General features: G+C 67.5%; 26 protein-coding genes. 14 read left to right on the top strand and 12 right to left on the bottom strand.

The annotated features are described in order from the left end of the window. Nucleotides 1-6: 6 nt before the first annotated feature. The 6 genes from LBW94_RS23645 to LBW94_RS23620 all read right to left on the bottom strand — a co-directional run bounded on the left by LBW94_RS23645 (nucleotide 7) and on the right by LBW94_RS23620 (nucleotide 7,068). On the bottom strand, nucleotides 7-855 hold the full coding sequence (locus tag LBW94_RS23645) for a phytanoyl-CoA dioxygenase family protein (RefSeq protein WP_225062219.1): 849 nt from the start codon (nucleotides 853-855) through the stop codon (nucleotides 7-9). Between the two features lie 114 nt (nucleotides 856-969). Then, the gene (locus LBW94_RS23640; protein ID WP_255635233.1) at nucleotides 970-2,058 is read right to left on the bottom strand and encodes a type III polyketide synthase; all 1,089 of its coding nucleotides are present in this window, start codon (nucleotides 2,056-2,058) and stop codon (nucleotides 970-972) included. A gap of 799 nt (nucleotides 2,059-2,857) precedes the next feature. Further along, nucleotides 2,858-3,769 carry an LLM class F420-dependent oxidoreductase gene (locus LBW94_RS23635; protein WP_225062221.1) on the bottom strand — a complete coding sequence of 304 codons (912 nt, stop codon included), beginning with the start codon at nucleotides 3,767-3,769 and terminating at the stop codon, nucleotides 2,858-2,860. A 125-nt stretch (nucleotides 3,770-3,894) separates the two neighbouring features. Next, entirely contained in the window at nucleotides 3,895-4,269 is a 375-nt protein-coding gene (locus tag LBW94_RS23630; RefSeq protein WP_266271872.1) for a DUF742 domain-containing protein, read from the bottom strand. Further along, nucleotides 4,266-4,691, bottom strand: a complete 426-nt coding sequence (locus LBW94_RS23625) for a roadblock/LC7 domain-containing protein (RefSeq protein ID WP_225062847.1) — start codon at nucleotides 4,689-4,691, stop codon at nucleotides 4,266-4,268. The genes LBW94_RS23630 and LBW94_RS23625 overlap by 4 nt, the downstream gene beginning before the upstream one ends. After that, a complete protein-coding gene (locus LBW94_RS23620; protein ID WP_225061787.1) occupies nucleotides 4,669-7,068 on the bottom strand; it encodes a nitrate- and nitrite sensing domain-containing protein in 2,400 nt (799 codons plus the stop codon). The genes LBW94_RS23625 and LBW94_RS23620 overlap by 23 nt, the downstream gene beginning before the upstream one ends. 117 nt (nucleotides 7,069-7,185) lie before the next feature. Here LBW94_RS23620 and LBW94_RS23615 point away from each other — a divergent pair, with 117 nt between their 5' ends. Next, a complete protein-coding gene (locus tag LBW94_RS23615) occupies nucleotides 7,186-7,611 on the top strand; it encodes a MarR family transcriptional regulator (RefSeq protein WP_225061786.1) in 426 nt (141 codons plus the stop codon). Between the two features lie 3 nt (nucleotides 7,612-7,614). Here the strand turns inward: LBW94_RS23615 and LBW94_RS23610 are convergent, their stop codons facing one another. From LBW94_RS23610 to LBW94_RS23585, 6 genes are all read right to left on the bottom strand, one after another. Then, entirely contained in the window at nucleotides 7,615-8,052 is a 438-nt protein-coding gene (locus LBW94_RS23610; protein ID WP_225061785.1) for a Clp protease N-terminal domain-containing protein, read from the bottom strand. A 58-nt stretch (nucleotides 8,053-8,110) separates the two neighbouring features. Next, nucleotides 8,111-8,548 carry a molybdenum cofactor biosynthesis protein MoaE gene (locus tag LBW94_RS23605; protein WP_225061784.1) on the bottom strand — a complete coding sequence of 146 codons (438 nt, stop codon included), beginning with the start codon at nucleotides 8,546-8,548 and terminating at the stop codon, nucleotides 8,111-8,113. Beyond that, nucleotides 8,541-9,704 (bottom strand): bifunctional molybdenum cofactor biosynthesis protein MoaC/MoaB, encoded by a 1,164-nt coding sequence (gene moaCB / locus LBW94_RS23600; RefSeq protein ID WP_225061783.1) that lies wholly within the window; start codon nucleotides 9,702-9,704, stop codon nucleotides 8,541-8,543. The genes LBW94_RS23605 and moaCB overlap by 8 nt, the downstream gene beginning before the upstream one ends. Then, nucleotides 9,701-10,906, bottom strand: a complete 1,206-nt coding sequence (gene glp / locus LBW94_RS23595; protein WP_225061782.1) for a gephyrin-like molybdotransferase Glp — start codon at nucleotides 10,904-10,906, stop codon at nucleotides 9,701-9,703. The genes moaCB and glp overlap by 4 nt, the downstream gene beginning before the upstream one ends. Before the next feature lie 338 nt (nucleotides 10,907-11,244). Beyond that, a complete protein-coding gene (locus tag LBW94_RS23590) occupies nucleotides 11,245-12,417 on the bottom strand; it encodes a tyrosine-type recombinase/integrase (protein WP_225061781.1) in 1,173 nt (390 codons plus the stop codon). After that, entirely contained in the window at nucleotides 12,398-12,916 is a 519-nt protein-coding gene (locus LBW94_RS23585; RefSeq protein ID WP_225061780.1) for a helix-turn-helix domain-containing protein, read from the bottom strand. Before LBW94_RS23585 ends, LBW94_RS23590 begins: the two co-directional genes overlap by 20 nt. A gap of 90 nt (nucleotides 12,917-13,006) precedes the next feature. Between LBW94_RS23585 and LBW94_RS23580 the strand changes: the two genes are divergently transcribed. The 13 genes from LBW94_RS23580 to LBW94_RS23520 all read left to right on the top strand — a co-directional run bounded on the left by LBW94_RS23580 (nucleotide 13,007) and on the right by LBW94_RS23520 (nucleotide 23,820). Next, nucleotides 13,007-13,231 (top strand): helix-turn-helix transcriptional regulator, encoded by a 225-nt coding sequence (locus tag LBW94_RS23580; protein WP_225061779.1) that lies wholly within the window; start codon nucleotides 13,007-13,009, stop codon nucleotides 13,229-13,231. Nucleotides 13,232-13,323: 92 nt separating this feature from the next. Continuing rightward, on the top strand, nucleotides 13,324-13,701 hold the full coding sequence (locus LBW94_RS23575) for a hypothetical protein (protein ID WP_225061778.1): 378 nt from the start codon (nucleotides 13,324-13,326) through the stop codon (nucleotides 13,699-13,701). After that, nucleotides 13,698-14,039 (top strand): hypothetical protein, encoded by a 342-nt coding sequence (locus LBW94_RS23570; RefSeq protein ID WP_225061777.1) that lies wholly within the window; start codon nucleotides 13,698-13,700, stop codon nucleotides 14,037-14,039. The genes LBW94_RS23575 and LBW94_RS23570 overlap by 4 nt, the downstream gene beginning before the upstream one ends. Next, a complete protein-coding gene (locus LBW94_RS23565; RefSeq protein WP_225061776.1) occupies nucleotides 14,036-14,299 on the top strand; it encodes a hypothetical protein in 264 nt (87 codons plus the stop codon). Before LBW94_RS23570 ends, LBW94_RS23565 begins: the two co-directional genes overlap by 4 nt. Continuing rightward, on the top strand, nucleotides 14,289-14,615 hold the full coding sequence (locus LBW94_RS23560; RefSeq protein WP_225061775.1) for a hypothetical protein: 327 nt from the start codon (nucleotides 14,289-14,291) through the stop codon (nucleotides 14,613-14,615). Before LBW94_RS23565 ends, LBW94_RS23560 begins: the two co-directional genes overlap by 11 nt. 43 nt (nucleotides 14,616-14,658) lie before the next feature. After that, nucleotides 14,659-16,557, top strand: coding sequence for a DNA primase family protein (locus LBW94_RS23555; RefSeq protein ID WP_225061774.1), 1,899 nt, complete (start codon nucleotides 14,659-14,661; stop codon nucleotides 16,555-16,557). A gap of 13 nt (nucleotides 16,558-16,570) precedes the next feature. Then, nucleotides 16,571-16,912, top strand: coding sequence for a hypothetical protein (locus LBW94_RS23550; RefSeq protein WP_225061773.1), 342 nt, complete (start codon nucleotides 16,571-16,573; stop codon nucleotides 16,910-16,912). Beyond that, on the top strand, nucleotides 16,899-17,216 hold the full coding sequence (locus tag LBW94_RS23545; RefSeq protein ID WP_225061772.1) for a hypothetical protein: 318 nt from the start codon (nucleotides 16,899-16,901) through the stop codon (nucleotides 17,214-17,216). Before LBW94_RS23550 ends, LBW94_RS23545 begins: the two co-directional genes overlap by 14 nt. Before the next feature lie 297 nt (nucleotides 17,217-17,513). Continuing rightward, nucleotides 17,514-22,034, top strand: coding sequence for a transglycosylase SLT domain-containing protein (locus LBW94_RS44245; protein ID WP_323137909.1), 4,521 nt, complete (start codon nucleotides 17,514-17,516; stop codon nucleotides 22,032-22,034). A 27-nt stretch (nucleotides 22,035-22,061) separates the two neighbouring features. Continuing rightward, entirely contained in the window at nucleotides 22,062-22,817 is a 756-nt protein-coding gene (locus LBW94_RS23535) for a hypothetical protein (protein ID WP_225061771.1), read from the top strand. 39 nt (nucleotides 22,818-22,856) lie between these two features. Then, nucleotides 22,857-23,003: a hypothetical protein gene (locus LBW94_RS23530; protein ID WP_225061770.1), complete on the top strand. Its 147-nt coding sequence runs from the start codon at nucleotides 22,857-22,859 to the stop codon at nucleotides 23,001-23,003. A 143-nt stretch (nucleotides 23,004-23,146) separates the two neighbouring features. Next, nucleotides 23,147-23,518 carry a hypothetical protein gene (locus tag LBW94_RS23525; RefSeq protein ID WP_225061769.1) on the top strand — a complete coding sequence of 124 codons (372 nt, stop codon included), beginning with the start codon at nucleotides 23,147-23,149 and terminating at the stop codon, nucleotides 23,516-23,518. Next, entirely contained in the window at nucleotides 23,518-23,820 is a 303-nt protein-coding gene (locus tag LBW94_RS23520) for a hypothetical protein (RefSeq protein WP_225061768.1), read from the top strand. The genes LBW94_RS23525 and LBW94_RS23520 overlap by 1 nt, the downstream gene beginning before the upstream one ends. The last annotated feature ends 112 nt before the right edge of the window (nucleotides 23,821-23,932 follow it).

Here is a 23,932-nt window from a genome sequence, read left to right as displayed (position 1 = left end):
CCCGGGTCAGCGCGCGGCGTTCTTGATGAACTCGTCCGCCAGTTCCGGATCCGGCGCCGCACCGGCGAAGTAGCCGCCGCGAATGTGCCGCCGGGTGGTGTCGTCGTCGGTGGCGCGGGCCGCCGAATGCCACAGATAGGCGTCGTGCAGCAGGACGTCGCCGCGTTCGGCGTAGACCGCGACCTCGCCGCGGATCTTCTCGAATCCCAACGGCATCGGGAACGGCGGCGGGGTCGCGGTGCGACCGCCCGCGGGCCGGGCGGTGCTGGGCACCTCGATGTTGTTGACGTTGCGGTACGGCGCCGGGGTCGCCCACAGCTGGCTGCCGGGCACCACCCGCAGGAAACCGTTCTGCGGACTGGTCGCATCGATGTGGATGGTGAAAGCCGTTGCGGGCCAGATGTCCAGGCTCGGCGCGGACTGCCAGTCCGAGTGCCAGCCGATGCGCGTGTACCCGGATTCCCGGCCGGGCCGGGCATCCTGGTAGACGATCCCGGCGCTGCGACCGCTGCCCAGCCAGCAGTCCGCGCCGAGCAACTGCCGGATCAGGCCGGCCAGCCGGGCATCGGTCACCGCGCGTTCCACCGCCGGGCAGATCTCGGTGACGTGCTCGACGTAGTTCGCGAAGACCTCCGCCTTGGTGACGTCGTCGAGGAACATGGTGGAGCCGTAGCGGGCCGGCAACTCCCCGGACATCACCCGGCGCTGGGCGTCGACGCATTCGGTCTCCAGCGCGTCCACCTCGGCGGCGGTGAGCAGTCCGCGCACGACGGCGTACCCGTACATCTGGTAATGCCAGCCGATCCCGGTGGGATCGGCGACATCGAAAACTCCCGGCTCGTCGAGAACGCCCATTGGTGGCCACCTTCACGTCGACTGGACAAATCATCGGCAAACAATGATCACAGTCAACCAGCCGATCGTTTCGGGCATTTGACGATCATGAGACACGTGGCTCAGTACGCGTGGCTAACCGAGCGGGACCTGATGTGCTCGGGTGCGGACGTCGCCTGCCCCGCGCACCAGGGCGGTGGAGAGGGTCAGGCCCGGGCCGAAGGCCATGGCGACACCCCATTGTCCGGAAGGCAGTGGGGTCCTGCTCTGCAGGGCATGCAGAACTTGCACGACCCCGGCCGACGAGCAGTTGCCGGCATCGCGGAGAACGCTGCGGGAGACCGCCACCTCCTCGGCGGGGAGTCCGAGTGTCCGCTCGACCGCGTCGATGATGGCTCGACCTCCAGGATGTACTGCCCACCAGTGGATATCGGAGATGTCGAGGTGGTGGGGTGCGAGCAGCTTCCGTAGGACGCGCGGGAGATGGATGCCGATCACCTCCGGCACCTTCGCCGACAACCCCATGCGGAACCCGCGATCGCCGATCTTCCAGGTCATGTAATCCGCGTAGTCGGTATCGGTGTGCGCGACGAAGTCGACGACGTCCAGTCCGGGCCGGCCACCACTGGCCGGTTCGACGATCACTGCCGTGGCGGCGTCGCCGAACAGCGAGCCGACCACGATCTGCTCGAGATCCCAGGGGAGCGGTTGCTGATGCAACGACGACAGCTCGACATTCACCAGCAACGCCGGCCGATGACGACTGCGGACGAAATCCGAACACACCCCCAGACCGGGCATAGCGGCGAAACACCCCATATGCCCAACGCACACGCGCTGTACATCGGCCGGAATGCCGATATCGCGAGCCACCAGGGTGTCGATGGCCGGCGCGGCATATCCGGTCGAGGAGACCAGGCAGAACAGCCCAACCTGGTGGGGTAGGACGGCCGACCGCTCGAACGCCTCGGCAACGGCTACCTTCGCCAGCGGTAACGCCTCCTGAGCGTAGCGGCGCATCCGAGTTCCGGTCGACCAGCCGGTGATGTCCTCGACGTACGGATCGATGGCCATGTGCCGATGTTCGACTCTGGAGTTCGCGGCGATTCGCCGCATGGCGCCCGCATTCTTGCTCTGCGCCGCCAGCGTTATCAAACCGCCGCCTTCGTCGGGCAGATGCTGATCGATCATCGCGTTCGGAACGGCGACCCCGAAATCGGTCAAGCGGGCGACTGTGGTGATTGCAGACGAGATGGTCGACGCTGCGGCCTTCGTGGCATTGTCGACAAAGTTGGTGACCATATTTTTTATCTCCCGAAACTGACATCGACCTCAAGGCGGAAGAACGGACCTCGCTGCTGCAGCGTCGACGGTGCACCAACGCGATTGAACGGGACGCCTGCCGAACTCGCTGTCCGACCGGGGCAAGCGCCTAATTATATCTCGCATTCGGTACCTGCGGACTTTTCGGAGGGATTATGCGCGGAAATCGACGGCACTGTTCTGCTGAAAGGAAATACGCGCCGAAGATATATCGCTACCGCTCCGACGTCGGCCGGTCCGGAAATCGCTCACCCTTACCGGCCGAGGCGCAGGTCCAGCGGCGACGGCGTGCCGGCGAACCGGTGCGCCGGAACCGATACGGCGTACGGGCCGCCGCCCGTTCCCCATGGCCGGGCCCTCGATTCTTCCGGCGACCCGGACAAACACGACTCCGCGGTCGGCGAGTGCCGGCGCTGGATGAAACGTGTGGGACGGGCCGCGACATGTGCCGCGACTGATCCTTCGGGAAAGGAGGGAAGTGAAATAAAATGTGCCCGGCCTGTGCGCCGCCTGTGAACGTGCTGCGATTCGGCGAAACCGGAACATACACCGGATTTCTGGCATGGAACGCGTTCGCACACAGGGTACGCGGGAAATGGCATCGGATCCAAGTTTTCGATGCTCGGCCGGATGAATTACCGTGCAGTATTTTTCGGCTCATTCGCGCCGATCCGTCGTGGCTCGGTTCTGTGTGGATCGGTCAGAGGGCGTGGATCTCCGGGAGCAGTTCGGCCAGGGCGGCCAGCCGCTGCCGGGTCCACGGGCCCGGCGGGGCCAGCAGCACGTGGTCGAGCCCGAGCCGGGCGAGATCGCGCAGGTGGGCCAGGAATTCGCCGCGTTCGGCGCCTGGGTCGACGTGGGAGGCGACGGTCTTCTCGATGCTGTCGTAGTCGCGGCCGACCTCGGCGCAGTGCTTGCGGAGCACGTCGAGCTTGTGGGTCAGGTTGTCGGCGTACCCGGTGCCGGGGAGGTCGAAGAGATTGCACGCGTCGGCGTAGCGCGCGACCAGCCGCAGCGTCTTCTTCTCGCCGCTGCCCGCGACCAGGATCGGCGGATGCGGCCGCTGCACCGAATTCGGCGAGTTCAGCGGGCGGGGCAACTGGTAATGCCTTCCGGTGTACGGGGTTTCGTCCTCGGCCCACATCCTGTGGGCGATCTGCAACACCTCCTCGAGCTGTTCGAACCGCCGGGCCAGCGGCGGGAACGGGATGCCGAGCCCCTCGGCCTCGAAGACGGTGGCCGTGCCCTGCGGCTCCGGATCGAAGGGCGCCCCGGCGCCGATGCCGAAATACGTTCTGCCACCGCTCCACACGTCGAGTGCGGTCGCGGATTTCAGCAGGACACCCGGATGCCGGTAGGCCACCGAGGTGACCATGGTGCCGAGCCGGATACGGCTGGTGCGGCCGGCCAGGAAGCCCAGCGTCGTATAGGCCTCGGGCATGGGCGCATCGACGGGCTCCCCGGTGATCCTGATCTGGAAGAAGTGGTCCATCACCCAGAGGCTGTCGAAGCCGGACTCGTCGGCCTGGCGGGCGAGATCGCCCACGGTGGAGGCGAATTCCGCGACGGGGACGGGAAAGGAGAAGTTGCCGAGCGTGATTCCGAGTTTCATCTGTTCCTCTCATCGTTAGCCGGACATCGATCGTATCGTGAGTCGGCTAACAAAATCAACGGAGGAGAACCCGGGAGGAGCGGAAGGTGCTGTGGCGCATGGCCGGCGGTGCGGCCGGTGCGAGCTCAGAGCCGCCGAATTCCGTCCAGGACGGCACGCAGGGTGGACAGATTGAGTGGGCCGGTGTCGTACTGGGCGGGCGCCCGGAAGTTCAGGTGCCCGTCGTTGATCAAATCACCCACGAGGATCTTCGTCACCGCCAGCGGCAACCGCAGCACCGCCGACACCTCGGCGACCGACTGCGGAACATGGCACAACCGGAGAATCTCCGGGTACTCCGGCTCGGGACGCCGCAACGGCACCGACGACGACTTGGTCACCACCAGCGTCAGCATGTCCAGTTCACGGCCCGAGCCGAGGGTCCGGCCACGCGTGACCGCGTACGGACGGACCAGCGGACCCGCGTCGTCGTCGAACCACGACTGACCGAAACGCGTCATGACGTCCGCGGCCCCGCATGCTCACCGAACCCGGACCGCGCCTCGGTACCCAGATACGGGCCCACCCGCGCCACCGTCAGATTCATCTCGTACGCCACCATCCCGACATTCGCGTTCTCACTGGCCTGCAACGCGATACACGCATTATCCCCGGCCGAGGTCACGAACAACACCGCCCGGTCCAGTTCGATCACCGCCTGCCGCACCCCACCCCCGTCGAACCGCATCCCCGCCGACCGCGCCAAACCGTACAACGTCGCCGACATCGCCCCGAAATGCTCGGCATCCTCCCTGCTCATCGACGTACACCGGCCCAGCAGCAACCCATCGGTGGAATGCACCACCGCGAACCGCACCCCCGCCAGGCGATCCACCAGATCATCGAGCAGCCAATTCAGATCACCTGCGTGGGAAGAGGTCACCTTCGCCGTCCTGTTCTTCCGAGTAGGCGGGCGCGCCGATCTCCCGGCGGCCCTGCCGGGTTCCATTGTCTATGGCCGACAGCAGATCCCGGGCCTGCTCCGCCGAACGTGGCCGCTGCGACTCGTTCTCGGCCGCGCGCTGCTCGGCGAGTTCGGGGGCCAGGCTGGCCTGCTTGCGCCGCCGCGGTAGCGGTGGCCGGGTCGGATATCCGTGGTGAGCCGTGCGCGCATCGTGCCGCGGTGGCGCCGGTTCCTGCGTCCATGCGGCGGCGGGGGGTTCCTGTGCCCATGCGGCGGCGGGCGGTTCCTGAGTCCAGGCGGTTGCCGTCGGTTCCGGCGCCCACGCCGTGGCGGTGCCGGTCGCGGCGGGCAACTGCCAGGCCTGCGCGACGGACGGGAACTCGCCCGTGCGTGGCGGATCCGGGATCCGGGTGAACCGGTCCGGCAGGTGATCGACCGCGGCGACGTCCGGCGACGCGGTGAGCGACATGGGAACGAGCACGATGGCGCGCACTCCGCCGTAGTCGGATTCGTTCAGCCGCACCGAGATTCCGTGCCGTCCGGCCAGCTGGGCCACCACGAACAGGCCCAGCCGGGAGTCGGAGGTCAGCGCCGCGACGCCGAAATCCGGTGGCTCGGCCAGCATCTGGTTGGACCGCTCCATGTCCGCGGGCTGCATGCCCATGCCCTGGTCGGAGATCTCGATGACCACGCCCCGGCCGACCACCGCGCCGCTGATGCCGACGTGCGACTCCGGCGGCGAGAAGGAGGTGGCATTGTCGACCAACTCGGCGAGCAGGTGGATGAGGTCGGCGACCACCGCGCCGATCACGTACGCCTCCGGCATCCGGGAGGTGTGCACCCGCACGTAGTCGAGGGTTTCCCCGACCGCGCTGCGGACCACCTCCACCAGCGGCACCGGCCGGCGCCACTGCCGTCCCGGCTGCCCGCCGCCGAGGATGATCAGGTTCTCGGCGTTGCGGCGCTCGCGGGTGGCCAGGTGGTCGAGCCGGAACAGGGTGTCCAGCGTGGTCGGATCCTCCTGCTGCGATTCGGCCTCGTCGAGGATCTCCAGCAGCCGGTGCACCACGATCTGGCTGCGGTGCGCGATGTTCAGGAACACCGCGCGCACGCCCTCGCGGGTGCGCGCCTCGGTCAGGGCGGCATCGATGGCCGCATCGTGCGCCTGGCTGAAGGCGCGCGCCACCTGGCCGACCTCGTCGGAGCCGAAGTCGAGCTGCGCCGACAGCGTGGTGGTGTCCAGTTGCTCACCGGCGGCGAGCCGGCGGGTCACATCGGGCAACTGCTCCTCGGCCAGCGCCAGCGTCTGCGTCCGCAGCCGCTGCAACCGGCCGATCAGCCGATTCGCCAGCAGCACCGCGATCACGAAGGCCAGTACCGAGATCGCCAGTGCGCCACCACCGGCCAGCGCGGCATTGCGCGAGGTCCGGTTGACCGCGTCCAGCGCGGACTTGTTGGTCTTGACGCTCTCCTCGTTCCACAGCTGGAGGATTCGCGTGGAGACATCGGTGGCCGCCGCTCGCCAGTCCGCCTCGGACATCGGCGGCGGCTGGATCGCACCGGATTTCGTGACCCCCGGGTGGATGACCCACTCCTCCATGGCCGCGAGTTGCTGCCAGGCCGGGGAATTCACGATCGACTTGCCGACCTCCTTGTCCGACCCGATCAATTGCCCGACCAGCGGCGGCAATTCGGTCCGGTAGAACCCGACCTGGTTGCGGTAGTCGTCCAGCATCGCCGGCGGCAGCGTGGCGCCGTTGAGCACCACACCGGTCAGCGCGATCCCGCGCGACAGCGATTCCAGTGCCATCAGCAGTTGCAGTCCGCGCTGCATCTCCAGCGTGATCGTCGGATTCGGCGCGTCCTTCACCACCCCGCCGCTGCTGTCCTCGATGCCGTCGAGGATCTGGTTGAACACGTTGTAGGTGTCGGGGACCGGCAGCGCGCCGGCGTCGATACCCGCCCGCAGGCGCGGCAGCGACGCGGTGAGGTTGTTGAACCCCTCCTCGCCGTACGACGCCTTCTTGCCATAGGCGTTGTTGTTGACCATCTTCTGGATCGGCGCGACCGCGGCCAGCGCGGTGTCCGCCTGCTGCCGCGCGTGCGCGATCGCGGCCGGATCGTTCTGGCCCGTCTCCTGCCACAGCGATTGCATCCGCTCCTGCTGGAAGGCATCCACCAGCGGGCCGCCGATGTTGTTGGTGCCGGACAACACCGTCAGCCAGTCGTGCGCGTCACGGCTCGTGGAGTACAGATAGCCCGCGGTGCCGACACCGATGGTGAGCAGCGCCACGCTCGGGACGAACGCGATCACGAGTATGCGGGTACGGACACCGCCGGTCCTCGCCTTGAACATCGGCATACGGTAACCGTTTCCGCATCGGTTTCGGGCGGTTTCCGGGCACGGCGATCCGAGAGGTTTGCCGGATGAGCCGAGGGGCACTCGTGCGCATGGTTTTACGCTGGGTGAACCATGAGTGACGACGATTTCCAGACCGCCTTCTGGTCGGCCAAGCACGCCCTGGCCGTCGCGGCGGCCGCCGCCTACGCCGAACACGGTGTCTACGAAGGACAGCAGTTCATCCTGCGGTGCCTGTGGGCCGAGGACGGCCTGGCTCCCGGCGAGGTCGCCAAGCGGCTCGGCCTGGCCACGCCCACCGTCACCCGGGCGACGACCCGGATGGAGGCCGCCGGACTGCTGCGCCGCGAGCCGCATCCCACCGATCGCCGCCTGGTGCTGCTACACCTGACCGAGCGCGGCCGGGAACTCGAACATCGCATCGAGGAGGCGGGCGCACTGCTCACCGAACGCGCCCTCGCGGGCTTCACCGCCGCCGAACGCGTCGGCGTGCTGGCGGCGCTGCGCCGGATCGAGGGCAATCTGAGCCGGGGCGCATGACGGTCAGCGGTAGGAGCGGACGGTGGCGGTGAGCTCCGCCGCGAAGACCTCCGGTGCCGGCCCGGCCTCGGCCAGCCCTCGGACGGCGACGCTACCGGGCAGGCGCAGGATCGCCAGTTGCAGATGCTCGACGCCGATGTGGTCGTGGCCGAACTCCACGGCGATATCGCCCGCGGCCCGCAGCATTTCGAACCGATCGGCGCTCATCCGATAGGCCGCCGCGCGCAATGCCACGTTCAGCAGTTCGGCCAGCCGCTCGCGGTCACCGCCGAGCCGGGCCAGGACCTGGGTCGGCACCGCGGCCGGATCGTGCAGCACCGCCAGTTGCAGATGGTCCACGCCGACCTCCGGGTGGCCGCGCTCCCGGGCGACCGCCTCGGCGTACCCGAGGACCCAGTTCATGCGCGGAGTGAGGCTGACGCTCTGATTTCCGGTGGCCATGCACCGATGATGGCCGCGCGCCGGTGACCGGACAACCGGTTTCGGCATCCCGGCGTCGTCAGTGCCCGCAGGCGTTGACCCATTCGGACAGTCCGTCGGCGAACATCTGCCGCTTCCAGATCGGGACCTCGTGCTTGATCCGGTCGATGAGGTCGGCGCAGGTGGCGAACGCCTCGGCGCGGTGCGGGGCGGCCACCGCGGCCACCACCGCGAGATCCCCGATGGTCAGCGAGCCCACCCGGTGCACCACGGCCACCGGCAGGCCCGATTCCCGGGCCACCTCGGCGCAGACCCGGTGCAGGAACTGCTCGGCCTGGGGATGCGCCGAATACTCCAGCGAGGTCACCGGCTGCCCGCCGTCGTGGTCGCGGACCTTGCCCGTGAACACGACGACCGCGCCGTAGTGCGGTCCGGTGACCGCGGCCTCGACCTCGGCCGGATCCAGCGGCCGCTCGTCCATCCGGGCCAGCCGCACCGGCGACAGGGTGTCAGTCATGCCTACCTCCTCCGGCCACCTGGGCCAGCAGATGATCGAGCAGCGGCTCCAGCACCGCGATGCCGTCTCGCACTCCGCCCGGTGAACCGGGCAGGTTGACCACCACCGAGCGTCCCACCAGACCGGCCGCGCCGCGACTCAGCGCCGCCAGCGGGAACTTCTCGGCGCCGTACCGGCGGATCGCCTCGGCCACGCCGGGCAGTTCCCGGTCCAGGATCGCCAGCGTCGCCTCCGGGGTGGCGTCGGTGGGGGAGGCGCCGGTGCCGCCGGTGGTGATCACCAGCGCGGGATTGCCGGTCAGCGCGTCGGCCAGGCCGGTGATGATCTCGGCATCCGGGTAGACCAGGGGGCCGTGGACCAGGAAACCCCGCTCGCGCAGCCACTCCACCAGGACCGGGCCGGTGGTGTCGACGCGGGTCCCGGCGGCGGTGCCGGTCGATGCCACCAGCACGGCCGCGGTCCGCTGGATCTCGGGTTCGGCTCGGTGGTGAGGGTGATGTTCACCACCGTTTCCGGCCGCCGGCAGCGCCGAATCGGCTCGGGGCGAGACGGTTTCGGCGTCGGCGGGAGTTGCCGGACGGTGGCGGAGCGGGGCCGGATCCGGGCTTCCGGTGGCGGATACCGGTTCCGGATCGAAGGCCGCGGGCGCGGGTTCCGGTTCGCCGATCCGCGCCCGGTCCCAACGACCGTGTTTCCCACCGTCTTTGGTGAGCAGCCGGACATTGTCGAGGACGGCGCCCGGATCGACGGCCTTCACCATGTCGTGCAGGGTGAGCCCGGCGACGGCGACAGCGGTCAGCGCCTCCATTTCGACACCGGTGGGGCCCTTGGTCTTCGCGACGGCCTCGATGGTGATGGCGTCGCCGGCGAAACCGAAGCGGACGTCGACCGAGGACAGCGCCAGTTGATGGCACAGCGGGATCAGCTCGGAGGTCTTCTTCGCGCCCATGATGCCCGCGATCCGGGCCGTCGCCAACACGTCGGCCTTGGGCATGTCGTCGGCCCGGACCAGATCCACCACCTGCGTGGTGGTGCGCAGCACCCCGGCGGCGACCGCGGTCCGGACGGTGTCGGATTTGGCGCTCACGTCCACCATGCGGGCGCGGCCCTCGGCATCGAGGTGGGACAACCGGGAGTCGCCGGGCTGGTCGCTCATAGTTCGCGCACTTCCACGTTCGAGCCCGCGGCCAGTTCCGTGGCCGCCGGGGGAATGTCGATCAGGACGTCGGCCTGGGCCATCGCGGCGATCAGATGCGATCCGGGGCCCGAGACCAGGGCCACCGCACCGGATTCCAGCCGGCCGCGCAGGAACTGCCGGCGACCGGCCGGTGACTGCACCGGATCACGCAGCGGCACCGTATATTTCGGTATCGCGGACAGGCCCGCGAGCTCGCGCAGGATCGGGCGCGCGAACACCTCGAACGACACCAGGGTGCTGACCGGATTACCGGGGAAGCTGAGCACCGGCACCCCGTCGATCACACTCACGCCCTGCGGCCCGCCGGGTTGCATGGCGACGGAACCGAATTCGCCGCCGAGTGTGGCCAGTACATCCTTGACCACCTCGAAGTCGCCCTTGGACACGCCGCCGGACGTGAAGACGACGTCCGCGGATTTAGTTGCCGCGGAAAGCATTTCGCGGAACACCGCCGGATCGTCGGTGCTGTGCTCGACCGACACCACCTCGGCCCCGTTGGCGGCCAGCGCCGCCGCCAGCGCGATCCCGTTCGAATCGTAGATCCGGCCCGGCGCCAGCGGCGTGCCCGCGGGCACCAGTTCGTCGCCGGTGGTGAGCACGGCCGCGCGCACCCGCCGGAACACCGGCAGCGTGGTCAGGCCCACCGCGGCCAGCGCCGCGATGTGCCGCGGCTGTACCAGCGTGCCGGCCGGCACCAGCAACTGCCCGGCCCGCACGTCGCTGCCCGGTTCGCGGATGAAATCGCCTGCCGCGCAGCGTTGCCCGATCGTCACGGTGACGCCGTCGGTCGAGGTCTCCTCGACCGGCACCACGCAGTCCGCGCCCGGCGGGATCGGCGCGCCGGTCATGATCTTCACCGCGGCGCCGGGTGGTAGCGGCCGGTCGCCGCGATCGCCGGCGGCGATGACGCCCGCCAGCGGCAGCGTGGCCGGGGCGGTGGGCACCGACTCGGCCCGCAGCGCGTAGCCGTCCATCGCGGAATTGCGGAACACCGGTAGCTCGACCGGTGCGCGCACATCCTCGGCGAGCCGCCGCCCCAGCGCCTCGGCCATCGGCGCCGGATCGACCGCACGCCAGGCCAGCGGGCGCAGCAATTGCTCGACACGATCACGATGGTCGTCGACGGACCACGCCGAGGCGGGTGCGGGCCGGGTGCTCATCAGGCCAGCCTAACGGTGGCCTGCGACCGGTACCGACCGGTCACCGCCCGGTGACGGCGGCCCGGACGGATGTTCCGGAACCGGAGATATCGCGCGGGTCCGGAATTTCGCGGCGCCCGTCGGCGGTGCATGCGCGTGTGACTTCCGGATCCGCGGTGCGAATCGGCGGCTGTCTCCGCATCATCGGCGCTATCGCCGATCGGCCGCGAAACCGGCCCGCCACCGGTGTATACCGGCCGGTCGATCGGCCTGCTCACCGGTCCCCGCCGGGTGGGCGTGAGATCAATGAGTGGACATAATGGGCGGATGAGCATATATCGGCTGTGACCTGCGAATACTTACCCATCGGTACGCAGAGAGTACGCAGTAGCTCCGGGAGCGGTCGGCCGTGCCGCGATAACCGCGGCTATCGCAGCCTTGCTCGACTCGTCGGTATCGGGCCACATATGGCCGTACGTGTCCAGCGTCGTGGTCGCGCTCTCATGCCGCAGGCGTGCCTGAACGACCTTGATGTTCGAGCCCGCAGCGATGAGGGCACTCGCGTAGAAGTGGCGCAGATCATGGAAGGAGAACTTCGGCGGCAACCCGCCGACAGCGGGCCGCACCCCCCGGATGGCCTTCTCGATGCGTTCGGGCGACACCGGCTTGCCGAACTCATCGTTGACCACATGCGGACCCGGGAACTTTCGCAAGGCTGCCGACAGCAGCAGTGCCAGATCGTTCGGGACCGGGATCGGCGCCTCGGACGCGCGAGTCTTCAGCGGGCCGCCGCCCCACTGCTGATGCGGATGCACGATCCCTCGCATGAAATCCACATCCTCGCGGCGAAGGCCGCCCACTTCCGAGATCCGCAGACCCGCGAACGCACCGAGCAGCACCGCCGACCGCATGCATTCCGGCATCGCATCGTGCACAGCCCAAACCTGGGCGGTGGTGGCGCAGTAGACCTTCGGTTTCCCGGCGGGCGGTGAGGTGTGCTTCGAACACGGGTTCCGGGCCAACATCCCGTCGCGCACGGCGTCGCCGAGGACCTGCGACAGCCGCGCATGCAGCGCATGTACGTAGGACGGCTCGTGCCCACGCGCGTTGAGCCGGGCGACCCATGCTTTCACGGTCGACGGGCGCAGCTGCGCCATCTGCACGTGCCCGATATCGGCCTTGATGACGGTGACCTGAGATTTCGTCACGGTCACGGTTCGGGGTCTGGCAATGTACGTGCCCAGCCATGTGTCCGCCCACTCGCCGACCGTGGCTCTGGCATCCTTCGGTGCCACGTGCGTGCCCTGGATTACGCTCGCCATCTGGCCGGTCAGCCACGTTTCCGCCTCGGCCTTCTTGGTGAACCGTTTCGTGTGCTCCTGGCCGGCGTCGTCGACGTACCGGGCCCGCCAGCGCTTGCCCTTCTCGTGCAGCTGGGTCGGCACCTTCTTGGTGGTGCCATCCTCTCGGCGTTCGGACTTGAACCACAGGTCCTCGACGCCTGCACGGCGGTTACGTCTCGTTGCGCTCATTGGCATTCCAGAGGAAGAGTGCATCATCAATCTGGCTCTCCGGCTTGGTGTTTAGCGTTTCTATCGCCAAGGCAAGCTGGTTCTCCACAGCCGATGAACTGGCGCCCGAGGGGATCAGCCCCTTCGCTATCAACCTGTCCACAATCTGCTGAAGCGCGGCGCGTTCGCGAAGGTATCCGTACGTAACGTCTCGGATCCGGGCCAACTCGACCAGCGCTCGGGTCCGCTGTCGTGCAAGCTGATATCGCGGGTCGGAGTCGTCGGGCGCCCAGTCGGGAAGTAATGCGGCCGGACTCACTCCGAATATCTCTGCGAGAGCGACCAATTCGGTTGCCGCGACCGGGCGCTTGCCTCCCTCGAGACGCGTAACCGTGGTCGGATCGATTGCCTTCCCGAGCTTCTCGGACAAGAGCTGCGCCAGCTCACTTTGAGAGAACCTGCCCTTACGCAGGTCGGCCACGCGTTCGCCAATCAACCGGTTCACGTCCTCAATCTGCATGAGGTGCATGGTCGCACTGCTTGACAAGCAGTGTCAACGGTTCTAGCGTTTGTCTGCACCAGACGCAGTTACTACATGCAGGAGACTCAGATGGAATCGGCTGGACAGATGCGGGAGTACCTGTCGACGCGGGAGGTGTCGGCCTTGACCGGCATCGCGGAGGGCACATTGCGGTACTGGCGGGCGGACGACCGCGGTCCTGCCTGCTGCACCCTCGGCCGCAAGAAGGTCGTCTACAAGCGCTCGGAGCTGGAGAAGTGGCTTGCCGAGCAGGAGTCCGCCAGTCGCCGGGGCGGCAATCCGGAGGTCGCGTGAGCCCGACCGGACGCCGGACGCAAGCGGCCCAAGAGCGGGGTAGGAGCCGCTCTCGGGCCATCGAAACCCACCCTCACCAGAAGGAAGATTTCGTGAACACGCTACAGCCGCACCGACGCGGCGACCAGACCGACACCGATCACACCCCATCCGCCGAGCACGACGCCGCCGTTCGCGCCCGGATCGCCGCGGCCATGCAGGAACAGGGGCTCGGTATCAAGGCCGTCGCCACCGAGGCGGGCCTCGACCCCGTGCAGTTCGGCAACACTCTGCTCGGCAAGCGGGACCTGCGCGTAGCCGAAGCGTTCGCCGCCGGGCACGGTGTGCTCCACATCCCGCTGGACGAGCTGTTCGCCGGCCCGGACGAGACGTACATCCGCTGCCGTGACTGCGGGGACCTGATCGCTCGCGTGCCCTCGGTCCTGAACGTCCCGGTCTCCTGCATCGACTGCCAGGCGGTGACCCGGTGAGCGCCCAGTTCGACTTCGGCGCCGATGCGCGTCTCGGCACGGTGTGCTGCTACTGCGCACGGATCTTGCCGTCCAATGCCTCGTCCGCTGCGGTCGGGAACCCTCTCCCCGGCGGTGGTCAGCTGCGCGCGTGCGCCTCGGGCTGCGACGAGGTGCGGATGAACCGTCCGATCACCGGTCCTGCACGTGCGGTCTACGCCCCCGAAGCCTCACCCTCGGGTGAGCCGATCTACTTGTCCGCCGCTGGGGAAGGCTTGTTCTTCTCCGTCGACGAAGCGGAGGCTCTCGGCCGGTCGCTGATCCACCTGGCCCAGGTCGCACGGGAGGCGGGACAGTGAACGCTCGAATCCCGGTGACCGGCAACAGCTTCAGCCACGCGGATCTGGAGCGGTACGTCCAGGGTCTGGACTCCGGTACGTCCGTGCAGATCGCCTGCGGCACACCGTCGTTCAGCCTCTCGGGTGACCCCGACCGGCCGATCCGGTTCTCGCTCGGCAACGGCACGCACGTAGACGTGACCTTGGACGACGCCGAGGAGCTTGTGGACGTCGCGATCTCCTTGCTGGCCGCGTACGAGGAGGTGGGTGGTGGCCGCTGACGGTAGCTACTGCTACTCCGATGGCGGTCTGCTCGGTCGTGGCGTCTTCGGGCGGTGGCCGAACTACAGCTTCGAGGAACAGGATCTGCTCGCGGAGCTGGAGCAGGCGGACCGGCGGTACCGGCACCAGAGTGCTTGGGCCGCACGCGATCTGTCCATCGTGACCGCGTCCATCGACAACGACCCGGGCGAGATCCTGCCGCGGTGGCGCGAGTACGGCGGCCTGATCGTCCGCGCCGAGCGGCACTGGCGGGAGATCGAACGCCGGATCCTGGCGCAGCTCCAGACACCCGAATCTTCAAGGAGGGCAGCGTGACCGACACCATCCGCATGTACCACCGCCTCGGCGGGGGTGGTGCGTGACCCACGACGACGACACCCAGGGCGCGGCATCCGATGCCGCGCCTTCGGGCGAATTCCCCCCTCCGAGCGCGCCGCTACCGGTGGCCCGCGAGCTGTTCCGCCAGTTCCGCAGCGACGACGGCATGCCGACGCTGGCGGCCTGGCGCGGCGGCTGGATGAAGTGGACCGGAACCCACTGGGAAGAACAGGACCACGCCGGTCTGCGCAGCCATGTGTACCGGATCCTCGAGAAAGTCTCGTACCTCGACGAAGCCGGTCTCCCCGTTGACTGGAATCCGAACCGGCACAAGGTCGCGAACGTCATGGAGGCGATGGCGGCGGTCGGTCACATGCGCAGCACGATCGACCCGCCGGCGTGGCTCGACGGTGCCCCGATGCGGTCGGCGATCATCGCGTGCCGCAACGGCCTGCTTCATGTCGAGAACCGCACCCTGTCCGAGCACACCCCGGCGTTCTTCAATCTCGTCAGCGTCCCGTTCGACTACGACCCGGACGCCCCGGAACCGCGGGTGTGGCTGGACTTCCTGGCCTCGGTGTGGCCCGACGACCAAGCCTCGGTCGACTTGCTCCAGGAGTACACGGGGTACGTGCTGTCCGGGCGCACGGACATGCAGAAGCTGTTGTTGCTCATCGGTCCCACCCGTTCCGGCAAGGGCACCTACACCCGGATGTTGAAGGAACTCATCGGCGCCAACAATGCGTGCGGGCCCACCCTGTCGTCGATGTCGACCAATTTCGGACTGGAGCCGTTGATCGGAAAGCCTCTCGCCATCATCGCGGACGCGCGCTTGGGCAACGGCAGCGCGCATACCGTCGTCGAGCGTCTGCTGTCCATCACCGGCGAGGACATGTTGACCATCGACAAGAAATTCAAGACGCCGTGGTCCGGGAAACTGCCCACTCGGTTCGTGATCCTGTCCAACGAATTGCCGCGATTCGGCGACGCCTCCGGTGCTATCGCGAACAGGTTTCTGATCCTGCAAATGACCAGGAGCTTCCTCGGCAAGGAGGACAGGACGCTGGACGCGCGCCTGAAACCGGAACTGCCCGGAATTCTTCGCTGGGCGCTCGACGGCCTGGATCGGCTTTATCGCAACGGTCGTTTCACGGTGCCGGAATCGTCGCACGACGCCGCCACCTTGATGATGGATTTGGCGTCGCCGATCTCCGCGTTCGTGCGGGAGTGCTGTGTGCGTGGCCCGGATGTACACGTCGATCCGATGGCCTTGTATGTGGCCTGGAAGGCGTGGTCCGAGGACAACGGCCACCGTTCCGGCAGCGCCTCCGGCTTCGGGCGTGACCTCCGCGCGGTGGTGACCGAGTTGTTCATCAGCAGGCCCCGGATCAACGGCAACCAGGTGCGCCGGTACGAGCGGATCGCCCTCCGCGACAACTGGAAAGACTCGCTGAGTACGACCTTAAATGCACCTTCAAGTGACTCAAGTGACTCACCGGAAGAAACCCCAGTTCAGGGCATGTTTCCGGAGGGGGTGTCAAGTGACTCACCAAGTGACTCACATGACTCAGGCGCGGACTCGGACATCGAGGGTGAGTCACTTGACCCGGTGCGTGAGTCACTTGGAGATCCGGGAAAAGCGCAGGTCGCAGCGGGTGAGTCACTTGAGTCGCTTGGAAGTGCATTTAAGGGTGAAGTCCAGGAGAACCGACCGGTCGCTCCGACACCGCTGGACATGCGCCGCGCCCAGGGAGGACCGGCACATCGACACCGACCACGGAACCGGCACCGCATCGCGGTTGGGGAACCCGCGGGACCTACGACCGTCCCCCCACTGGGGAAAGTGTCGAAAGTGTCGAAAGAGATGAGTAACCCCAGCTCACCGACCAGCAGCGTTTCCACGGATTCGACAGTTTCGACACTTTCGACACCCACATAGAAGAGAGGCAGTGATGACGCAGTATCAGCGTGGCCGAGCGTTCGAATGGCAGCTCCGCGACGCGCTCCGGGCCGACGGCTACCAGGTGTACCGCTGTGCCGGTAGCCGCTCCCCGGTCGACTTGCTCGCCTTGAAACCGAACCAGATTGTCTATGTACAGGCGAAGCGTGACGGCCGGATCAGTCCCGCCGACCGCGCGACCCTTCTCGATGCCGCTGTCGAAATCGGCGCGCTGGCAATCGTCGCCGCGCGCGAACCCCGCCGACCGATCCGGTACCGGCGACTGACCGGCGCCGGGCCGAAGGACTGGACCGAGTGGCACCCGGATGAGGTGGTGGACGGTGCACTTCCCTGACGCCGACGCCCGCCGACTGTTCCGGTCGCTCGACCTGCTGAGCACTCGCCGGCGTCTCGCGCGCCTCGCTCCGGACCCCGAAGTGGAAGTCGCGCTCGAGTACCTGGGACGGGCCATGCACCGCGACCCCGTCCACGACGTCATCTCCACCGCCGAGGCTGCTCGACTGCTCGACCTCTCCCCGCGGCACGTCCGCGAACTGGGACCGGTACTCGGCGCGGTCCGGCTGACCGGTCGCGCGCTGTGGTACCGCCGCGAAATGGTCGAAGAATACGCGCGGACACATCGGAAATCGCCTACATAGGCGGAATTATTGGACTCGCCGAATAACACCGGTCTACCGTCGAATTGTCACCGAAACGGGGACATAGCTCGGCTCCTGAGACACGGATCGGAACGGAGATGCCCGCGGGATCAGTGGCCCGCGGGCATCTCTTCTATCGGCAGAAGGTGACATGAAAGCGGATCCGACCTCATTTCTGGTCGACGGCGTTGTCGTGTTCTTGTCCGAACTCGACGATGACGAATTCGAGCGAATTATGATGCGCGCCCGGCCACCGAAACCCGAACCACCGCGTCCCCTCCGCCGCCGGGCCGCCTGATGGTGGACTACTCAGCGGGTTCCGCGTCGATCAAGATCTCTCCGTCGTTCTCTGGCTTCCTCGAGAAGTCACGCGCCGAACTCAAGGCGATGGACCTCACCAAGGACGCCGATATCCTGCTCCGCGTCCAGGACGCCCCCGAGGCACAGGCCCGCCTGGACGCGATCGCGCGGGAGAGGGTCGCCCAGATCCAGACGCGCACGGCGGGTGTCGAAGAGACACAGGCGCGGCTGGCCGAACTGTCCCGCACGCGCACCGCGGACATTCAGGCGCGTATGGATCGCGCCAGCTCCGGTGTGGCTCGCCGGGACTTCGGCAAGTTGGTGGACGGCCTCCAGTCCGCCGGCACCGTGAACCTCAAGGTGCTCGGCGTGCTCGGTGCGTCCGGTGCGGTCGCGGATCTCCTCGCGGTCGCCGGTGCGGCGGCCAAAGCGTCACAGGCACTGGGAGTTCTGCCCGCGGTCGGTTTCGCCGGTCTGGCCGGTGTCGGGTCGGTCGCGGTCGGCCTCAAGGGCATCCCGGACACGTTCAAGGCGATCAACCAGCAGCCGCCCGCTGGCGACCAGGCCGAGCAGCAGCGGGAACGCCTGGACGCGGTGAGCGAAGCCGAGTACCGGGTGAGCACAGCGACCACCGGCCTGTCCGAGGCGTACAAGGACGCGGACCGCTCCATCCGCGACATGAACCTGTCCCTCGAGGAGCAGAAGCTCAACGTCGCCGATGCCGCGATCGCCGTCGACGAGGCGGCACGCAACCTGGCGAAGGTCCAGCACGACCCGTTCGCCGACGCCGACACCCGCAAGAAGGCGGCCGACGACTACCAGCATGCTCTGATTCGCCAGTCGGAGGCGCAGAACAAGCTCAACGACCAGTCCCAGGACACCGCCGAAGCGAACACGAAGGGTGTGGAGGGGTCGAAGCAGGTCACCTCGGCGCAGCACGAATTGACTTCCGCGACAGAGGGATTGGCGCGCGCACAAGCGGAGCTGAACAAGGCGCCCGGCGGTGGCGCGGACAAGGTCGCCGAGGCGATGGCGAAGTTGTCGCCGAACGCGCAACAGCTGGTCGGCGATATCCGGTCGCTGGGTCCGGCGTGGACCGACACCCGCAAGGCCGCACAGGACGCGCTCACGGCCGGACTCGGACAGGGCATCAAAGACGTTGCCGCTGTACAGCTTCCGGCCCTGAAATCGGGAATCGTCGGTATCGACACCGCCATCAACAGCGGGTTGCGTGGATCGCTGGCGGCACTGTCGACCGACAGCGCGAAGGCCGATTTCAGTCACGCGATGGGCAACGCCAGCGTGGCGTTCGCCAACGCCGCGCGGGCCGCCGGGCCGTTGACCGATGCCGTGTTGAAGCTGGTCTCCGTCGGGTCGGATTTCTTGCCGAAGTTCGGACAGGACGTCGACGATGTGGCTGTCCGCTTCGACAACCTGATCAAGCGCACCTCGGCGGATGGCTCCCTGAAGAAGTGGATCGGCGACGGTATCGAGTCCGGCAAGGAACTGGCCCGGATCACCGAGCACCTCGGCTCCTCGATCGGCTCGGTGTTCAAGGCCGCCGGTGACAACGGCGAGACTCTCAAGTCCCTCGACGACCTCACCGGCCGTATGTCGATATTCCTGAAATCGACTGCGGGACAAGACGACATGAAGCGGTTCTTCCAGGAATCGCGCGCGGAGCTGGACAAGCTGAAGCCGGTCCTGTCGGATATTCCGCACCTGGTCGAAGGTGTCACCGGCGGGTTCAAGGCGTGGGCCGATGTGTCGCTGCCGTTCCTCCACGCTGCCGCGGATCTGCTCGGCGCACACCCCGGCCTGGTCCGGGATGCGGTCGCCGCGTATGTCGGTTTCAAGACCGTCTCTCCGCTGCTGGATCTGGCAAAGCAGGGTGTCAACCTGGCGAACCAGTCCGTCGGGTCGTTCAGGGACGGCCTTGCCGACACCGCCGGGCCGAAGGGTGTCGGTAAACTCGCCAGTGCCACAGGCGGATTGGCCGGATTCCTCGGCGGACCGTGGGGTGTGGCGCTCGGCGCCGGTGTGGCCGGACTGGGCCTGTTGACCGCGGCACACGACCGGGCCAGCGAGGCAGCGGAGAAGCAGCGGCAGCAACTCGAGGCGCTCGGCCAGACCCTCGACAAGCAGACCGGCCGCGCCACTCAAGCGACCATCGAGAAGGCCGCCGCAGACTTGCAGAAGGGCGGATTCCTCGAACGCGCCGAATCGCTCGGCGTCAATACCCACGACCTGACGTTGGCTGCCGCCGGTGCTGACCCGAATGCGAAGGGCCGCATAAACGATCAGTTGATCGCCGCGATTCTGGCGCAGAAGGGGACCGCCGGCGGTACCTGGGCCGGTGCAGGGCTCACCGGATTGACCGATGAGGAGATCGCGGCCGCGCTCGCCGGTGTGCCCGAAGCGGTCAAGAAGTACACCGACAACGCCGAAACGGCCAAGACCCGAGCCGCTCAATCGGGCCTACAGCTCGGTATCCCGGACTTGGCGCAGCTGAAGAACGCCCTGAACGACGCGGGCGAGTCCGCGGCGACCCTCGGTGGCGAGCTGAACAACACCAACAGTGCGCTCGGCAAGATGGGTGAGGATGCCCGCCGCACCAACGAGGCGATCGCGGGTTCCTTCGAACTGACCGAGCAGGGCCGTAAAGCCTTCGCGGACCTCGGCGCGGCCATCACTGCCGTGCCGGACGCGAAAACCGTTGTCGTGCAATCACTCACCGCCGACGCCGAACAGAAACTGAAGGACACCGGCAACGCGATCGAGCACTTGCCGGACGGGTCCGTCAAGGTCGTCGTGAAAGACGAGGACGCCAAGTCCGAGATCCAGAAGATCGCCACCCAGCGCTACGACGCGAAAATCTATGTCGGGTGGGACGTCCAGTCCATCGACCTCGATGCCGCCGCACGCAAGGCCCTGAACCCCGGTTCCGGCGACAACAAGACCATCACCGGCGGCAACGTCGGCGGCCGCGCCCTCGGCGGTGAGATCACCGGCGGAATCCCCGGTCGCGACTCGGTACCGTCGCTTTTGATGCCCGGCGAGCACGTGCTGACCGTCGCCGACGTCGACAGGCTCGGCGGGCAGTCGCAGGTGTACGCACTGCGACGCGCCATCCAGCGCGGCGAACTCCAACAGCTCCGGGACACCAAGGCGCGCGCCGCCGGTCTCGCCCGCTTCGACATCGGCGGCGCAGCCGAGGATGACGACCCGAACCGTCGTGACGAACTGCGGCCCGACCCGGCCACCGGACCCGCGATCACCCCGCCGCCGACCACCCTGTACCCGCAGGCGCCGCTGCCCGGCCGCATGTCCACCGAGCAGATCCAGCGGATCCAGGGACGGGCCGCAGTCGACGCCGCCAACAGCGACCGCAACCGGGTCTACAACGACCCGACCAGCACCCCACAGGACCGCCAAGCCGCAGACCTGAAATACCTCCAGGCACAGAACGCACTGGAGTCCACCGGCGGGCAGCTGCCCAAGCAGTACACCCTCCCCGGTATCGCCGCGTCCTTCGCCGGTGCCCTCACCGAAGGTGTGCTCGACTCTCTCGGTCTCCAGGGCTCGATCCTCAACGGCGGCTACTACGGCCGAGACGTCGAGCTGTTCGCGAAGTGGGCGAACAAGGACAACCCGAACCTGTCCGTTCTCGGCGGCAGCTACGCCTACACCCCGCAGAACCTGCCCGGCATCCAAGCCCCCGCCGCGTCCTCACCCGGCGGCACAGGCGGCACCGGGACCAACAGCACCGGCAGCGTGAACCCCGACCTCGGCGTCATCGGGTCCGTCAGCATCCCCAAAACCGGAGGCGGCGGCGGCCAATGGCATGACCTGAGCATCTGGGCGCTCCAGCGGCAACGGTTCAATGTCGGACAGGTCGGTCTCATGGAGGCGCAGATCCAGTCCGAGTCCGGCGGCAACCCGCGTGCCATCAACAACTGGGACTCCAACGCCAAGGCCGGCACCCCATCCAAGGGGCTGCTTCAGGTGATCGACCCGACGTTCGCCGCCTACCGGGACAAGTCCCTGTCCACCGACATCTACGACCCGCAAGCGAATGTTGTTGCGGCACTGAACTACTACCGTGCCCGCTACGGTGGCGACCTGTCCGCGCAGTGGGGACAAGGCCACGGCTACGCCGACGGCGGGTTCATCACCGGACCCGGCGGCCCACGCTCCGACGGCATCCGCGCCATGGTCTCTCCCGGCGAGTACGTCGTCAACGCTTTCGCCGCGGCACGGCACCGGCCCGAACTCGAGGCCATCAACGCCGGACGGTTCGGGCAGGACCAGATCAAGGCCATCGCTGCCTCGCAGTGGTCACCGGTCCGCATCGCCCCCGACACGTTCAGCCAGCCGACCGGCGGCCCCCAGAACGTCACACACGACCGGTCGATCCAGATCACCGGACCGATGCATGTGATGAACAACGACGAGTTGGTCAGGGACCTGGACCGATTCCAGGAACAGCAATCCATGGGCCACCTCGCCACCTACTGACAAGCGTCACTTGACGAAAGGAAGACCATGCAAACCGGAATCCCCACCGCCTACACCGAAACCCCGCTCATCGTCGACGCGCAACCCCAGCAGTCACCGACGGAATACGTACAGCCCGTCATGCCCGGCGCGCAGTTCCTCAACGCACCCAGCGTCAACGACACCACCACCGTCGGCCGCGCACAGGCATCCCTCGAGGCAGTCGGCGACCAGTTCGACAAATGGCTCCGCACCATCAAGACCGACGACTACAGCCCCGACGGACTCCGCGCCCGCATCAGCGAGTTCGCCACCACACCCGCCGGCAAGACCATCGACGCCGTGATGCAGACCACCGAACAACTCCGCGACTCCACCAAGGCCGACCTCGAACGCGTCCAGCGGGAACTGTCCCCCGACGGAGACACCGCCCAGGAACTCCGCAACACCCGCTACTGGAACCGGGCACAGCGCCAACTCGACGCCGCCAAAGATGGCGTCGCCGGTGCCGCGGTCGCACTCCTCCGCCACGCCGAACCAGCCGAACTCGGCGTACTCCTCCAGGAACTCCCCTCGTACCTCCGCAGCCGCGGCGTGTCCTTCGACGCGTCCACCAAGGCCATCCTCGCCGAGAAAGCCCCGCAGTACGCGCGGGCACTCAAGCGCGCCGTCGACGCCGAGCAGGCATACGAGGTCACCCGGCACAACGTCCAGCAGATGCGGAGCAGGCTCAGCGTCAGCCACCCCGGCGCCTACCAGAAACCATTCCTGGTCGACGCACGCAAGTACGACCCCGACCGCTGACCACCGAAGACCCGTCACACAACCGAAAGGGAAACCCCGATGAGCACCACCGGCAGCAACAACAAGCCCAACACGACACCCGAAGTCCCCACGAAGTCGATGCGCGAGGACGTCATCCCCGAACTCACCCGCGACCCCTTCAAGGTCAGCTACGCCAAGGATCTCCCCAAGCCCGCCGCGCTCTGACCGGCCCGCAGCCCTGGGGAGCGGTCGCAGAGACACCGCGTCGACACCCCCTCCCTGGGGCGCGCACGTTCAGCGGGAGGCACTGCACATATTGCTGGCTGCAATGCAGGAAATACCCGTTTTTGACCCCTTGGAGGCTCTGAATGGCCCGGAAACTGGCCGCTGTACCGGTGAAGTCCGCCGGGGATCTGCTGGTGGATACCCTGCTCGCCGACATCGACGAGGCGGACTTGGAGGTGGATTCGCGCGGCCGTGAGTTGCTGGAGACGATCCGGCAGCTGCGCGACCGCATGGAGTCGCTACAGCAGGTGATCGCCGAGGATGGTGAGCGTTCGGTGTCCGCGTCGGGCATCGTGCGGTTGCATCCGGGGATCGCGGAGTACCGCGCGCACGCTCGGACGCTGGCGCTGCTGGTCGCGCGGGTGAACGTCGATTCGCCGAACAAGGATGCCGACAAGGTGAAGGCCGCCGAGTCGCGCTGGGCTGTGCACAACGCCGGCAAGCGCGGTGCGTGATGCTGCGGGCGAAGCGGTCGACGACGCGCACCCACTTCGATGGGGTGCGCGCGATCGTCATCGAGGCCGCGGAGCGGCGGGTGGCCCGGTTGCGGGAGGCGTGTCATGACGACGTCCGGCAGATCTACGACTTCCGGCCGGAGCTGGAATGCCGGGAGCGGGAGTTGGAGGAGCTGCGCGCGGGGAAGCCTGCGCGGATCCGCCGGGCGCTGCTTCCGGCCGAGGTGACCGCCGGGTGGCGGGGTGCGCGGTTCTTCCTGGTGTACGGCGATGGGGCTGTGGAGCCTGCGCCGGATGCGTGACCGGTCATGTTGCCGGCGTCGGCAAATAGTTCCGGAGCTGGGATTTCCTGGGGGTGTGCGGGATCGGCATCCCCTCGGCGGTACCCGAGACCGCTTGTGGCAGATCTGCCAC

The sequence above is a fragment of the Nocardia sp. alder85J genome, assembly GCF_020176955.2.
GTDB lineage: Bacteria > Actinomycetota > Actinomycetes > Mycobacteriales > Mycobacteriaceae > Nocardia.
Note: the sequence above shows the minus strand (reverse complement) of the source record. Positions and strands in the feature narration are given on the sequence as shown.

Excerpts from the sequence above, each read along its gene's own strand:
- LBW94_RS23630 (WP_266271872.1), bottom strand. The coding sequence starts at position 4,269 with ATGACGCGTTTCGGTCAGTCGTGGTTCGACGACGACGCGGGTCCGCTG.
- moaCB (WP_225061783.1), bottom strand. The coding sequence starts at position 9,704 with ATGAGCGACCAGCCCGGCGACTCCCGGTTGTCCCACCTCGATGCCGAG.
- LBW94_RS23530 (WP_225061770.1), top strand. The coding sequence starts at position 22,857 with ATGAGCACCACCGGCAGCAACAACAAGCCCAACACGACACCCGAAGTC.
- LBW94_RS23645 (WP_225062219.1), bottom strand. The coding sequence starts at position 855 with ATGGGCGTTCTCGACGAGCCGGGAGTTTTCGATGTCGCCGATCCCACC.
- LBW94_RS23535 (WP_225061771.1), top strand. The coding sequence starts at position 22,062 with ATGCAAACCGGAATCCCCACCGCCTACACCGAAACCCCGCTCATCGTC.
- LBW94_RS23550 (WP_225061773.1), top strand. The coding sequence starts at position 16,571 with ATGACGCAGTATCAGCGTGGCCGAGCGTTCGAATGGCAGCTCCGCGAC.
- LBW94_RS23615 (WP_225061786.1), top strand. The coding sequence starts at position 7,186 with ATGAGTGACGACGATTTCCAGACCGCCTTCTGGTCGGCCAAGCACGCC.
- LBW94_RS23635 (WP_225062221.1), bottom strand. The coding sequence starts at position 3,769 with ATGAAACTCGGAATCACGCTCGGCAACTTCTCCTTTCCCGTCCCCGTC.
- LBW94_RS23590 (WP_225061781.1), bottom strand. The coding sequence starts at position 12,417 with ATGAGCGCAACGAGACGTAACCGCCGTGCAGGCGTCGAGGACCTGTGG.
- LBW94_RS23610 (WP_225061785.1), bottom strand. The coding sequence starts at position 8,052 with ATGGCCACCGGAAATCAGAGCGTCAGCCTCACTCCGCGCATGAACTGG.
- LBW94_RS23525 (WP_225061769.1), top strand. The coding sequence starts at position 23,147 with ATGGCCCGGAAACTGGCCGCTGTACCGGTGAAGTCCGCCGGGGATCTG.
- glp (WP_225061782.1), bottom strand. The coding sequence starts at position 10,906 with ATGAGCACCCGGCCCGCACCCGCCTCGGCGTGGTCCGTCGACGACCAT.
- LBW94_RS23520 (WP_225061768.1), top strand. The coding sequence starts at position 23,518 with ATGCTGCGGGCGAAGCGGTCGACGACGCGCACCCACTTCGATGGGGTG.
- LBW94_RS23585 (WP_225061780.1), bottom strand. The coding sequence starts at position 12,916 with ATGCAGATTGAGGACGTGAACCGGTTGATTGGCGAACGCGTGGCCGAC.
- LBW94_RS44245 (WP_323137909.1), top strand. The coding sequence starts at position 17,514 with ATGGTGGACTACTCAGCGGGTTCCGCGTCGATCAAGATCTCTCCGTCG.
- LBW94_RS23620 (WP_225061787.1), bottom strand. The coding sequence starts at position 7,068 with ATGTTCAAGGCGAGGACCGGCGGTGTCCGTACCCGCATACTCGTGATC.
- LBW94_RS23605 (WP_225061784.1), bottom strand. The coding sequence starts at position 8,548 with ATGACTGACACCCTGTCGCCGGTGCGGCTGGCCCGGATGGACGAGCGG.
- LBW94_RS23580 (WP_225061779.1), top strand. The coding sequence starts at position 13,007 with ATGGAATCGGCTGGACAGATGCGGGAGTACCTGTCGACGCGGGAGGTG.